13 protein-coding genes and 6 riboswitches are annotated in these 12,505 nt (G+C 45.1%); of the genes, 12 read left to right on the top strand and 1 reads right to left on the bottom strand.

All coding sequences use genetic code 11. The features are described from left to right. Window positions 1–95 precede the first annotated feature (95 nt). The 3 genes from PHF27_RS04420 (at window position 96) to PHF27_RS04410 (ending at window position 3,009) form a co-directional block, all read left to right on the top strand. On the top strand, window positions 96–1,529 hold the full coding sequence (locus PHF27_RS04420) for a TonB-dependent receptor (RefSeq protein WP_300066573.1): 1,434 nt from the start codon (window positions 96–98) through the stop codon (window positions 1,527–1,529). 81 nt (window positions 1,530–1,610) lie between these two features. Then, window positions 1,611–2,606: an ABC transporter substrate-binding protein gene (locus PHF27_RS04415; RefSeq protein WP_300066571.1), complete on the top strand. Its 996-nt coding sequence runs from the start codon at window positions 1,611–1,613 to the stop codon at window positions 2,604–2,606. Window positions 2,607–2,694: 88 nt separating this feature from the next. Continuing rightward, a complete protein-coding gene (locus tag PHF27_RS04410; RefSeq protein WP_300066569.1) occupies window positions 2,695–3,009 on the top strand; it encodes a hypothetical protein in 315 nt (104 codons plus the stop codon). Window positions 3,010–3,037: 28 nt separating this feature from the next. Here PHF27_RS04410 and PHF27_RS04405 read toward each other — a convergent pair whose 3' ends face one another. Further along, window positions 3,038–3,877 (bottom strand): MerR family transcriptional regulator, encoded by an 840-nt coding sequence (locus PHF27_RS04405; protein ID WP_300066567.1) that lies wholly within the window; start codon window positions 3,875–3,877, stop codon window positions 3,038–3,040. 185 nt (window positions 3,878–4,062) lie between these two features. After that, a riboswitch (cobalamin riboswitch) is annotated at window positions 4,063–4,239 on the top strand. A gap of 118 nt (window positions 4,240–4,357) precedes the next feature. After that, window positions 4,358–4,534, top strand: a riboswitch (cobalamin riboswitch). A gap of 196 nt (window positions 4,535–4,730) precedes the next feature. Here PHF27_RS04405 and PHF27_RS04400 point away from each other — a divergent pair. The 9 genes from PHF27_RS04400 (at window position 4,731) to PHF27_RS04360 (ending at window position 11,728) form a co-directional block, all read left to right on the top strand. Continuing rightward, window positions 4,731–4,874 (top strand): hypothetical protein, encoded by a 144-nt coding sequence (locus PHF27_RS04400; RefSeq protein ID WP_300066565.1) that lies wholly within the window; start codon window positions 4,731–4,733, stop codon window positions 4,872–4,874. A 108-nt stretch (window positions 4,875–4,982) separates the two neighbouring features. Further along, window positions 4,983–5,294, top strand: coding sequence for an STAS domain-containing protein (locus tag PHF27_RS04395; RefSeq protein ID WP_300066563.1), 312 nt, complete (start codon window positions 4,983–4,985; stop codon window positions 5,292–5,294). Window positions 5,295–5,338: 44 nt separating this feature from the next. Then, window positions 5,339–5,521: riboswitch (cobalamin riboswitch) on the top strand. Window positions 5,522–5,664: 143 nt separating this feature from the next. Beyond that, on the top strand, window positions 5,665–6,636 hold the full coding sequence (locus tag PHF27_RS04390; RefSeq protein ID WP_300066561.1) for a hypothetical protein: 972 nt from the start codon (window positions 5,665–5,667) through the stop codon (window positions 6,634–6,636). A 128-nt stretch (window positions 6,637–6,764) separates the two neighbouring features. Further along, a complete protein-coding gene (locus PHF27_RS04385; protein WP_300066575.1) occupies window positions 6,765–7,658 on the top strand; it encodes a sirohydrochlorin cobaltochelatase in 894 nt (297 codons plus the stop codon). 201 nt (window positions 7,659–7,859) lie between these two features. Then, window positions 7,860–8,042: riboswitch (cobalamin riboswitch) on the top strand. Between the two features lie 119 nt (window positions 8,043–8,161). After that, window positions 8,162–9,073 carry a sirohydrochlorin cobaltochelatase gene (locus PHF27_RS04380; RefSeq protein ID WP_300066560.1) on the top strand — a complete coding sequence of 304 codons (912 nt, stop codon included), beginning with the start codon at window positions 8,162–8,164 and terminating at the stop codon, window positions 9,071–9,073. A 77-nt stretch (window positions 9,074–9,150) separates the two neighbouring features. Beyond that, complete coding sequence (locus PHF27_RS04375) at window positions 9,151–9,927, top strand: adenosylcobinamide amidohydrolase (protein WP_300066559.1); 777 nt, start codon at window positions 9,151–9,153, stop codon at window positions 9,925–9,927. 73 nt (window positions 9,928–10,000) lie between these two features. Continuing rightward, complete coding sequence (locus tag PHF27_RS04370; RefSeq protein WP_300066558.1) at window positions 10,001–10,627, top strand: MotA/TolQ/ExbB proton channel family protein; 627 nt, start codon at window positions 10,001–10,003, stop codon at window positions 10,625–10,627. Further along, a complete protein-coding gene (locus PHF27_RS04365) occupies window positions 10,614–11,030 on the top strand; it encodes a biopolymer transporter ExbD (RefSeq protein ID WP_300066557.1) in 417 nt (138 codons plus the stop codon). The genes PHF27_RS04370 and PHF27_RS04365 overlap by 14 nt, the downstream gene beginning before the upstream one ends. After that, window positions 11,027–11,728, top strand: a complete 702-nt coding sequence (locus PHF27_RS04360) for an energy transducer TonB (RefSeq protein WP_300066556.1) — start codon at window positions 11,027–11,029, stop codon at window positions 11,726–11,728. Before PHF27_RS04365 ends, PHF27_RS04360 begins: the two co-directional genes overlap by 4 nt. A gap of 136 nt (window positions 11,729–11,864) precedes the next feature. Next, window positions 11,865–12,047: riboswitch (cobalamin riboswitch) on the top strand. Window positions 12,048–12,198: 151 nt separating this feature from the next. Then, window positions 12,199–12,381, top strand: a riboswitch (cobalamin riboswitch). The last annotated feature ends 124 nt before the right edge of the window (window positions 12,382–12,505 follow it).

The raw sequence follows: 12,505 nt of genomic DNA, 5'->3' as shown, positions 1-12,505 counted from the left end.
TGGCAGTCCATAGTGATTGCCTCCTCGTTGTTGATGGTTGTGTGAGAACTCCATTCTACCATACGAGGAAAAGTCACCATGGACTTTTTTCTTAAGTGTTCAACTTCATTTTACAATCAACCGTTATTAATATTATTACCAAGAAAGTTGATAAGAATCAGTCCAAAATTAGACTAGAAAGCGGCAGCTATGGTACAGAAAATTATTTGTTTATGAATGAAGGACGTGCCAATTCATGGTCTTGGCGAATTTCAACGCAGAAAGACTTGCTCAGTGATTTTAAAGATGGGCGAGGTGTTACTACTCCAGCGGCTTTAAATGCCAATACTAATAGTTTTAAACTCACCAAAGAATTCAATGCCAATTCAGATCTGACGTTTATATATGATACGTATAAAGCCGATTACAAATTTAAATCGTTGTGGGACAATCGCTTGAAAAAAGGGACGTCTGATAATTATACAGCAAAATTGATCTATAACACGCGCCTTGGTGATACCCTGACAAACCAATTAATTTTAAGCCGTAATCGGTATGATGATCAGTATCAGCAAGAAAGCGGGAGCTATTATATGACGCAAGTCGAAACAACAAAAATTTCAGATCAACTTACCAAAAATTTTAAAGACATACATATTGTAACAGGCGGTTTTGAATTTACAGAAGACAAAGTAATTTCGTTTGCTAATAAAAAATTGACGAATCGAGCTTTTTACATTCAAGATCAGTGGAATATGACAAAACGTTGGAAGTTAACAAGCGGCATTCGTCATGATGATAATAGTGGCTTTGGGACTCATGATTCGCCAAGTGTTAATCTGGGATATCAGTTTGGAAAGAATACTAATATGTATGCTGGCTATAGTGAATATTTTATTCCTCCCTCTCCTACGAATTTATATAGTGCCAAGTATGGTAACCCTAATATCAAACCGGAAAGCGGGCATACGTCTGAAATGGGAATTAATCACCGCGTTGATGATACAATGGTCGTATCAGCGCACGTGTTTAAAAGATATTCTAAAGATCGTATCGGTTATGTGGCGCCACGTTATACCAATGTTGGAGACGAGAAGGCTAATGGCTGGGATATACAATTGAAAAAACAATTTTCTGATGCTTGGAGCGGCTACGTAGGGTATACACATACAAATGTGGATGCAACGGCGCAACGAGCTACTAATGTCGACGGCTATATTCCCAAAGGCGCCTGGAACATAGGGGCGGATTATAGCAAAGGAAAGTGGGATGTGTCGCTCGTTGGCAAGGGGATTATTGATCGGCCAGGGCCGTTGACAGCTGATGCAGTAAGCAATTTTTTTCCTGCTACGACGTATTGGGTGTGGGATATTGGCATGAATTATCATGTAAAAAAAGATGTGAAAGTGTTCTTGAAAGTGAACAATATTTTCGATAAATTTTATGCGGAACAATCCAATGCCCGGTACAATTGGAGTACGACGCCAAATGAACAATGGTGGAGTGCTCCAGGGAGAAATATCCGAATCGGGGTAGAATATTCTTTCTAAATTAAAAACGGTTTTTGAGATGACAGATGTTCGCTAAGAAGGTCTGTCATCTCTTTTAATAATAGAAAACGGAGAGATGTTTTGAATAAATTTGGGAAATATAGTTGCTTGTTTTTGCTACTTTTGCATGCTGCGATTCTAAACGGTTGTAGCGGAGTGCCGAAGGCACCGCCACTGCCATCTGCATCGGCAACTTATGAGGCGATTGATGATCAAGGAACGGTTGTGAAAATGCGTGCAAAGCCGCAGCGGGTGATAACAACTCATTTTCATTTAGATACAATGGTTCTGGGGATTGTGCCGCCTCAGCGCATGGCTGCCATTTCTCAGACCGCCTTTGATCCGAATGTTTCGTATATGGTGCAGGAAGCGGAGCCTATCCAGCAGCGTATGCAAGAAATTTCCTTAGAAAAAGTTGTGTCGTTGCAGCCGGACTTGATTATAGTGCGCGAGACTACGGGGGCAGAGAAAGTACAAAGCTTTCGAGAGATGGGGATTCCTGTATTTGTTGTGAAAGCAGCCAACTCAGTGGACGAAGTAAAAGACAATATTCGTTCTTTAGCCCAAGTCCTTGGAGAGCCGACGAGCGGGGAGAAAATTATTGAAAAAATGGATAGGCAGTTAGAGCAGATAGATTATGGAATAAAGACTTATAAATTTGTGTCTAAAAGTTGCGTCCTTGTATCAAAAATGAACCATACCTATGGGGGTAAAGGTTGTATGTTTGACGATATGTGTCATTACGCGGGAGTGAAAAACGCAGTGGCGGAAATCGGTGTTCAAAATGGGCAGATTATCAGTAAAGAAGTAATGGTGAAAGCGAATCCTGATTTTTTTCTTTTATCGCAATCATGGGAGCTAAAGCATAGCAATTCTAGCTCTTATAAAGATGAGTTTTTAGATGATCCCGCGTTTCGATCACTAAAAGCAGCACAAACCGGACAAGCCATCTATTTTTTGGATAAATATTTATATGCCTCTCACCAAAACTGTGTGTGGGCCATCATGAAAATTGCTAATGCTGCTTATGGCGATGTTTTTGACTTGAAAGAAGAAAGTTTTATAAAAGGATATTAAATATACTGTTGACTCTATCCTGGGAATATACCTTATTCTCAAGATAGGCTAACAGTTCAAGCCAAAATAAATTGACGAGGTGATCTACATGGCGCATCCTAAGTATGAACTTCCTAAAACTCCCCATGCCGAGTATCGGTACAAAATGGCGATGAAGCACGTTGAGGCGGCCAAAGCAGCTGGCAAGTCTTCAGAAGAAATCCATGAAATGTTCAAGAAAATCATGAGCTATGATGTAAACGATTTGCCGGCCAGCAGCGATGGCGCTCATAAAAAATACCATGCCGCTGTGGCGCACGCTAAAAAAGCGCTGGAAAACGGCAAGTCTTCGGAAGAGGCGCACGAGATTTTCCGCCAGGTGCTGGAATCTAAAGGCGAAGGTCATTGTCACAAGGAAAAGTAAAATAATTAAGCGGCCTCTTTGAGGCCGCTTAATTATTTTTATAGGCAACAGGAATTTCAATTTGCGTAATGTACTCGGAAGGATCTGAAGTAGACCAATAATTTCGCAGTTGGTTGATATAGGCATCTCCCGTAACCTCTAAGTCATTTCTTTGAATAAAAGCGAGCATTTTTTGCAGCGCCTTTGCGTATTGGCTATGATAGCCGTCAGCAGTGATGAGTTTGACATAGAGCCCTTGGGGCTTGACTTGTACCTGTGTATATTCATCAGGGTGTGAGACGCGGGTGAAGATGCAAGAAATAGGGGGATGGGGATTGGATAAGTCTTGTTGTAAAACGATATAGCCCATAGGATATTCATTGAGAATTTCGCTAGCCGCAAATGGAAGATTGTGCGCGGCGATGCGTTTGATTTGCTCTTTTATTGAATAAGGTTCTGCCTGAAGCGTATCGGCTACAAAATATTCTTCTGCGCAAGGCTCCAAAGTCATGCAATTATTGTGGAGCGTCTTGACTTGCTTTAGCTGCTCTATTTTTATAAGCAGATTGCTCTTGTTGCGCTGCAAAAGTTCGAGTTGGATATCGTATTCCAGGGCTTTATAGGATAAAAGATTTTCAAGGGAGTCAATATTGCGATTTTTAACGTACTCGCCGATCTCTTTTAGGGATACCCCTAGTTTGCGCAGAGTGATAATGATTTCGAAAATGAAGTATTGTTCGAGAGAATAATAGCGATAGCCGTTAGTTTCAATTAATTCAGGAGAGAATATGTTGTTTTTTTCATAGTAAAATAAAGTTTGTTTAGATATCCCGAATAATTGCGCGAATTCGCCGATGGTGAAGTAGGAAGCAGCTTTATCAGACATCATAGTCCCCCAAACTCTACTATAGGTATATACTCATTATTGCCTTTGCTATAAGCCTTGTCAATGTAAGTTAGCAATGAATAGTTTTCAGAAGAAACGATTTTTGAATGTTGCAAACGAGAACTTTGTATACTTTCTTGCTTTGAATTGTAAAGTGTGCTATGCTTTGCTTGTGAAAAAAGTTACAAAAAAATATTTTGGAAATAGGCGCCGCAAGGCTTAATAGGGAAGACCGGTGAGAAACCGGCACGGTCCCGCCGCTGTAAGAGGGAGAGATTCTGCAATACGTCACTGGAGCGATCTGGGAAGGCGCAGAAGATTGAAGATCTCGAGTCAGAAGAACTGCCTATTTGACAATCACCGTTAGACCTGCGAGCGATGGGGAGGCGATTACCGGACTGCATCCGTTGTCCCGGCCTATTTGTGTTGGGTAAAGATTGCATGGTAGACGCCTTTACTGCTTGGCAGTAGAGGCGTTTTTAATTTCATAAGGATGAAATAGGTGCCGTAAGGCTTAATAGGGAAGACCGGTGAAAAACCGGCACGGTCCCGCCGCTGTAAGAGGGAGAGATTCTGCAATACGTCACTGGAGCGATCCGGGAAGGCGCAGAATATCGAAGAACTCGAGTCAGAAGAACTGCCTATTTGACAATCACCGTTAGACCTGCGAGCGATGGGAAGGCGATTACCGGACTGCATCCGTTGTCCTGGCTTTTTTGTGCTGGGAATTTTAGTTCGGCTAAACCGTTTTCGCCTTTGCAGTAGAGGGCGGAAGCGGTTTTTTATTTAAAGGGGGGATGTCGGACAAGTATAGATGATTCTATGGGAACTATGGTTTTTAAGAGGAGGATGTATAATGGAAAAAGTTGAAAAGTATGCTGGCGAATCGGTGAAGATTTTTTCGGAGAGCACGGAAGCAGCTTTGATTATGGGTGTTCTTTCGGTCTGCTTGTTGACGGTGTCCATTGTGGTACTGCAAGCGTTTTGGGTCATGCGATAAATAGAGCATAAGAGAGAAATGGATGAACTAACCAGGCTGTTTCTTGTGGTAGAAAACAGCCTGGTTAACATAGACAGCGGTTGTTTAAAGCAAGGGGGGGAAGTATTTATGGAGTATGCAATCGCGACAAGTGGCAACCAAGCGATCGTAACATTAAAAGGTAAAATTTATATTCAAGATGCATGTGTTATTCGCGAAGAAATAATTAATAAAATTGAAGCTGGTTATCACCGGGTTCTCATTAAGCTTGCAGAAGTGACGTATATGGATAGCGCTGGATTAAGTATGATGGTAACGTTGCATAAAGTGAGTCGGAAAAGACATGGATCGTTAGTTGTGACTGGCGTGCAGGGAATGGTTAAAGAGTTGATGCAGTACACTCACGTGGATCAAGCTCTGCGTTTGGAAGGGACACTGTAACATTGACTTTTTTTTCAGCTTTTGTTAAAGTTGACAATAACAAGTGCATAGTGAATGGAATAGGTGCCCGGAAGGGCTTAATAGGGAAGACCGGTGAAATGCCGGCGCGGTCCCGCCACTGTAATGGGGAGCAAATCCAAGAAATGCCACTGAGACGAAAGTCTTGGGAAGGTTTGGACGAGCGAAGATCCAGAGCCAGGAGAACTGCCTATTGGACAATCGCCATTTGACCTACGAAGGATGGGAAGGAGATTTTAAAACCGTTTGGTTTTGTTTTGCCGTGGCCCCGTCGTTTTGACGGGGTTTTTATTGTTGGTTAATGGTTTGAAGTTTCTATGGGCTTGCTAGAAGTATAACAGGGGGCATGCATATGAAAAAAGTAGTGGCATTGGCCATCGCAGGTATTGTTTTTTCTACGTCATCGTTGGCGTTAGCCGCGGAGCCGGAGTCGGAGTCTGGGATTAAACTCAGCGGCGACGTGACCGTAAAGTATGAAAAAGATACGAAGGACGGAGAAGCAAATGCTTCTGGTACCATGAGTTCGTTACGCTTAACAGGAGAAGCGGCATTGGGGAGCGGCTGGTCTGTATTCGCTCGCTTGGGAGCGCAATATGCTACGAATCCGGCCTTAGCGGACTACAATACAGATGGTTCGGTATATGGCGACAAAAAAACGGTAATGACCCTTGATCAGTTTGGCGTGACAAAACAAGCAGGAGATTTGGCATTTAAACTTGGGCGTCAAGATTTGACTATTGGCGCAACGTCGCTTCTTTACAGCCGCTCAGAGTCCAATATTGGGAAGCGGGCTTTTGTAGACGGAGTGACTGTAAATGGGGCCGCAGCGGGCTTGGACATCAACGCAGCCTTTGTACAAGAGGATAATGCCGGCGATGAAGACAACCGTATTTATGCGATTCGGACTGGCTTTCATCCCAATAAGCAGTTGCAGTGGGGGATGACGTTAGGTCGCTATCAAGATCGAGTCAATGGAAATACGAACCATTGGGCGCTGGACAGCAGCTATCAACAAGGCAAGCATACCTGGACGGCGGAATATACGCAGTCCAATCGCAGCGAAGACAATCGCGCCTATGCGGTAACTTGGAATTATGGCTTTGATGATAAAACGTCAATGTATATTACTGCGTTTAAAGTAGAAACGAATGGCGATATGGGAAAACAAAGCGATTTTGATAACAACAACAAGGGTTTTTATTATGGCGTTAAACATCAACTAAACAAAGATAATTCACTGGAATTGGTCTATAAAGATCAAAAGGAAGTGGACAGCGGTTTGAAAAACACAAAGCTGGAAGCTACATTTACTCATAGTATTTGAGGAGGAGCCGCTTGTTTTATAAGAAAGCAGCGATTCCTTGAAGAGAATAAACACTATATAAGGAGTGAGGGAATTTGAAAAGAAGTATTTTATGTTTGATGACAGCGGTTTTATTTGCCCTAATGGGAATGGCGACAAGTTTTTCCGTTTCCCAGGCAGCCGAGGCGCCAACTGTTAAAAAAGCCATTTTGGTAGTCAGCTTTGGTACAACCTATGCGGATACGCGCAAGGCTACGACCGATGCAGTGGAAGCGAAAATTAAGGCAGCTTTTCCGGAGTATGACGTGCGTCATGCCTTTACTTCCCGTATTATCATCAAAAAATTAGCGGAACGTGACGGACTTGTTATTGATACGGAAAAACAAGCGTTGGAAAAGTTGAAGGCCGAAGGCTACAAAGAGATCGTGATTCAGCCTCTGCATGTGGAAGCAGGCGATGAGTATTCTAAATTGATGCGTGTTGTGGACAAGTACGAAAAATCCTTTGACAAGGTTTCTGTAGGTCGGCCGATTCTTTATTATACCGGCCAAGAAGGGGAAAAACCAGATGACTATGCTATCGCAATTAAAGCGTTGCAAGACCAATTGCCGAAATTAGGAAAAAATGAAGCTGTTGGCTTGATGGGTCACGGTGGTGTAAACCCTTCGAATACGGCGTATGCCGCTCTGCAACTAAAGCTTCAAGATGCAGGCTTGAAAAACGTCTTTGTTTTCACGGTGGAAGGGTATCCTACTTATGAGAATATGGTCACAGCGTTAAAGGCCAATAAAATTAAGAAAATCACGCTAATGCCCTTTATGCTGGTAGCTGGCGACCATGCTCAAAATGATATGGCGGGCGACGAAAAGGATTCTTTTAAATCGCAGTTGACTGCGGCAGGCTTCCAAGTAGAAGCGTATATTCACGGTTTGGGAGAAAATAAAGGGATTCAGGATATTTATGTACAGCATGTGAAAGATGCGATTGAAAATAATTATAAAGAACGCGGCAAGGATAAACCTGTAATTCCAGTTATTGAATAAATTGAATAGGCTATAAATGCAATAAAAGGCTGCCGAGAAAATTGGCAGCCTTTTATTGTGTTCCTGCAGATAAGGGAAAATAGAGTATTGACGCTAGTGACGAATATGGAAATGTTTTGCGGAGTTAACAAAAGTGAATGGCTAAAACCTAGGCTTAGGTTGACTTTTTGGGTTCTTTTTGTTACATTTAACAATGACAAAAACATATTATTTGGAGCAGGTGCCCGGAAGGGCTTAATAGGGAAGACCGGTGAAAAACCGGCGCGGTCCCGCCACTGTAATGGGGAGCAAATCCAAGAAATGCCACTGGGGCGAATGCCTTGGGAAGGTTTGGAGGAGCGAAGAACCAGAGCCAGGAGAACTGCCTGTTTGACAATCGCCGCTAGACCTACGAAGGATAGGGAAGGAGATTTAAACAGGGTTCTGTTTATTTTCAATCCCGGTCATAGCGATCGGGATTTTTGTTTTTTGAAGACATTAAGAAAAAAGGAGCGACAATAAGGATGAGTTTACGGGTGAAAAAAGTGCTGGCGTTACTTGCTACGGCCTGTTTAGTAACAACGGGCTTAGGAAGCGGCTCCATGAGGACGCAGAGAAAAAAAGCAATTGTAGTTACTAGCTTTGGAACTACTTTTCCTAAAACGCGTAAGGCTTGCATTGAGAGTGTTGAAAATGATATGCGAGAAATTTTTCCTGAGTATGAAATTCGTCGCGCTTTTACGGCTCGCCAAGTGATTGCGAAAATAGCGGCGGAAGAAAAGCTTCAGATAGATACGTTAGAACAAGCCTTAAGCAAGCTGAAGGAAGAAGGTTACCAGGAGGTGGTCATTCAGCCGCTTCATTTGACTCCTGGAGAGGAATACGAAAAGAAAATTTTAAGCGTGTATCGACAGTATGTTTCGGATAAGTCTTTTGACGTTCTTACTATAGGAAGGCCAATACTAATGTTTGACGGACAAAGAGGAATGCCGGATGACTTTACGGCGTTGGCGGAGGCGGTTGAGCAACAAATGCCCGGGCTCGCCGCAGAAGAAGCTGTTTTGTTCATGGGACATGGCTCCCCAAATCAGCCGAATCCGGCGTATGGCAAAATGCAGCGTGTATTGCAGGCGAGAGGTCACAAGGCCTATATGGGAGTTGTGGAAGAAAACGATCATCCTAATTTTGAAGATGCGCTGGCGGAATTGAAAAAGAATCAGGTTAAGAAGGTTATCTTAATGCCGTTTATGTTGGTAGCTGGCGATCATGTGCAAAATGATATGGCTGGCGACGAGCCGGATTCTTGGAAGAATCTTTTAGAGAAGGACGGATTTCAAGTAGAAGTCGAACTAAAGGGCCTGGGCGAAAATGCGGCATATCGTTCCCTCTATGTGAAACATGCTCGCGATGCGATTCGAGGGTTGTATCAACCGTAGTAACAGCGGCCGTGTTTTGTGAATAATAGAGATAAGACTTGACGATAAACGTCAAGGAGGAGAAAGGTTGGGTTGGCATGGAGCAAAATCGCCTGCTGGCGGCAGGAGGTGTTTTGCAGGTTAAAGCGGATTTGCTGCTTTGCCGCTTTCCACAGCGGCGTATCGCTTTGAGCACCTCTCAATATAACGGCGGTATCCAAGAGTTGTCCGCCGTATTCAACCATCGTTTGACCTTTTTTGCCGAGAGTGAAGCAACATTGCCTGGCGGCAGCTTGGACGGGTATTTGGCTTCTATTGTCGAACGCGAGGGACTACCCAAAGATGAAACTAGCGGTCTTTTAACGACGGCGCACATGGAGTGTATGTCCTACCAGCGACGTTTTTATGAGGGGATTACAGTGGAAGCCATTGTGACTGCCGGAGTGGAGCATAATGCTGCTCGAGCCGGAGAGGATGCGCTTTATTGGGAACATCATGGAGAATATATTCCTGTTTCAGGAACCATTAACATTTTGCTTCTTGTAGAAGCGAATTTATCCCCGGGCGCTTTGGCTAAAGCATTGATTACGGCTACGGAAGCGAAAAGCGCAGCCTTGCAAGATTTAGAAGTGCGCAGTCCGCATAGTTTGCTTCCGGCAACTGGTACTGGAACCGATGGGATCATCTTGGTAAGTCACATGGCTGGAACGGCTTGTCGGGATGTAGGGACGCAGTCTAAATTAGGAGAAATGATAGCAGATGCAGTAAAGTCAGGGGTTAAAACAGCTTTGTTTAAGGAAGAAGGATTAAAGGAACAGGCTCAATATTATTCCCCCAAAAATATTCGTTGCAGTCATAAAGCTTCTTGCAGATAACTTGCGGTTCATAAATAACATTTTGAAATGATAAGGTTGAGGTGCGGCACTAGCCGGGAAAGGAGTTAAAAAAATGGATTTGGAACGGATTTGGCAGTTGTTTCAAGCTGGAGGGATCGTAATGTACCCTTTGGTTTTTTGTTCGATTTTAGTATTGGCGGTGACTTTGGAGCGGCATTGGAACTATAAAGAGGCGGAACAGTTTCGGAAAGGTAAGGATGAGTTTGTGCGAGCTTTGCTGGAGGGGCGCTGGCTTGAGCCGCAAGGGGCGTCAGGGCCTATTGCCAAACTGCTGAAAGACGCCTATAGCTGGCGCGGCCTGGAAACGTCCGTGCAACTGCAAATGTTTGAGAATACTGCGGCTTCCATTATGGGGCGTTTTCGGGAGCGTATTAGCTATTTGGAGACCATTGTAACCTTGGCGCCGCTTTTGGGCCTTCTGGGAACGGTAGTAGGAATGATTCAGTCCTTTCAGGTGTTGGCGGTGAAAACAGGGCAAATGCAGGCTATTACTGGCGGGGTAGGAGAAGCGTTGGTTGCTACAGCTACTGGCCTGTGCGTGGCTGTGCTGGCTTTGTTGTGCCACTCCTGGCTTTGTCAGCGCCTGGATCGTTTGGCAGGAGACTTGGAAGAATGCGGGGCCGCTCTTTTGACAGGATCTTCTTTTGCCGCGGGGAGGCGCAGCCGTGAAACTGCGTGATTGGAGGGTGAATCGTCAGCCTCGGCTGATGATTATTCCCATGATTGACATTATTTTTTTCCTCCTGGTCTTTTTCATGCTTAGCACCTTATATATGGTAGAGCAGAAAACGCTGCCAGTGCAGTTGCCGGCGGCGCAGGCGGCGCAGGCGGATATGAAAAAACAGGTGGCCGTTACGGTGACGGCTGAGGGACAGACTTATGTGGACGAAGAAAACGTACCGCTGCAGCTTTTGGGAAAACGTGTTCAGTTAGAGATGTCTAGGCAGCAGGAAGTGTTTTTTGTCTTGCGCGCTGATAAGCGCGTGGAGTATGGCCGTGTAGTGGCTGTCATGGATGCCTTGAAAGCTGCCGGGGTGCAGCGCCTTAGCGTAGCTACGGAAGCAGGGGCTGCTCAGCCATGAGAAATCATTCAAAAAAAGCGCTGCTTGTAGCGGTAGGCGCACATCTTTTGATTTTGCTAGTGTTGGGATACGTCGGCATTTTTCCGTTGCCAGCGCAAGCTGCGGAAGAGTATTTGGAGCTTTCCCTGACGGCTGCGCCTTTGCCAGGGAATAATGCAGCAGCCTCGGCTATGCCGGCGATAGCGGCGCCAAGCGCACCTGCTGCCAGGCAGCAGCAAGCTCAAGCGACAGCCAGTGCTGCCGCAGCGGTGCCGACCAATGCACAAGCGGCGCCTCAGGCTATGGGGAACGCAGCTGCGGATGGTCCTTCCAGTGAGGGCGCGGCGGCTGGTGGAGGTTCGTCAGAGGGAGGAAGCCCGTCGGACGGACAAAGCGCAGGAACTGGTGCTGGCGGAGGCGGCGGGACAGCACCTGCTTCCACTAGGGTGTTACCGCCGCGCATTTTACGGCAGACTGAGCCTTCCTATCCGGAATCTCTGCGTCAGCAGCGTATTGAGGGCCGCGTGGCGGTACGCATGTTGGTGTTGGAAGATGGAAGCGTAGGCGATGCAGATGTGGTATCTTCTTCGGGATATGGAGAAATGGATGCGGCCGCAGTGGACGCGGTTAGACAATGGCAATTTGTGCCGGCAAGGCATGAAGGCGGCGGTGCTGTGCGTTGCCGGACAACCTTGTCTGTTAGTTTTCGGTTACGCTGAGTTGACTTAAAATATTGCAATTATAGTAAAAAAATGTGATGTGTGATGGATTATTGCCTAAGTATTGAAAAGTGGGAATAATCCATGGAACTGTGTTGACTTTTTCAACTTATTTTGGTAAAGTCAATACAAATAAGTGAATATTGATGGAGCAGGTGCCCGGAAGGGCTTAATAGGGAAGACCGGTGTAATGCCGGCGCGGTCCCGCCACTGTAATGGGGAGCAAATCCAAGAAATGCCACTGGGGCGAAAGCCTTGGGAAGGTTTGGAGGAGCGAAGATCCAGAGCCAGGAGAACTGCCTGTTTGACAATCACCGCTAGACCTACGAAGGATAGGGATGGAGATTCAGACAGTTTTGTTTGTATTTCGATCCCGGCCTATGGCCGGGATTTTCTTTTCTGCACATACCAACAGCAGAAGCGATGAAACTTTTCTTTGATTCCACTTCTACATCCTAGGGATAGCTTAAAATTGAATAAAAGAAACAGGCGCCCGGAAGGGCTTAATAGAAAAGACCGGTGAAAAACCGGCGCGGTCCCGCCACTGTAATGGGGAGCGAATCCAAGAGATGCCACTGGGGTGAAAGCCTTGGGAAGGTTTGGAAGAGCGAAGATCCAGAGCCAGGAGAACTGCCTGTTTGACAATCACCGCTAGACCTACGAACGATGGGAAGGGGATTCGCCAAATAGAGCTTTTATTTGGTTGTAATTCAAAACATTCCATCGTTGTAGGTGGGATGTTTTCTTTTGTCTTAGACAGAAGAAAAAGTGGATCTT

Source organism: Anaeromusa sp. (assembly GCF_028691475.1).
Taxonomy (GTDB): domain Bacteria; phylum Bacillota; class Negativicutes; order Anaeromusales; family Anaeromusaceae; genus Anaeromusa.
Note: the sequence above shows the minus strand (reverse complement) of the source record. Positions and strands in the feature narration are given on the sequence as shown.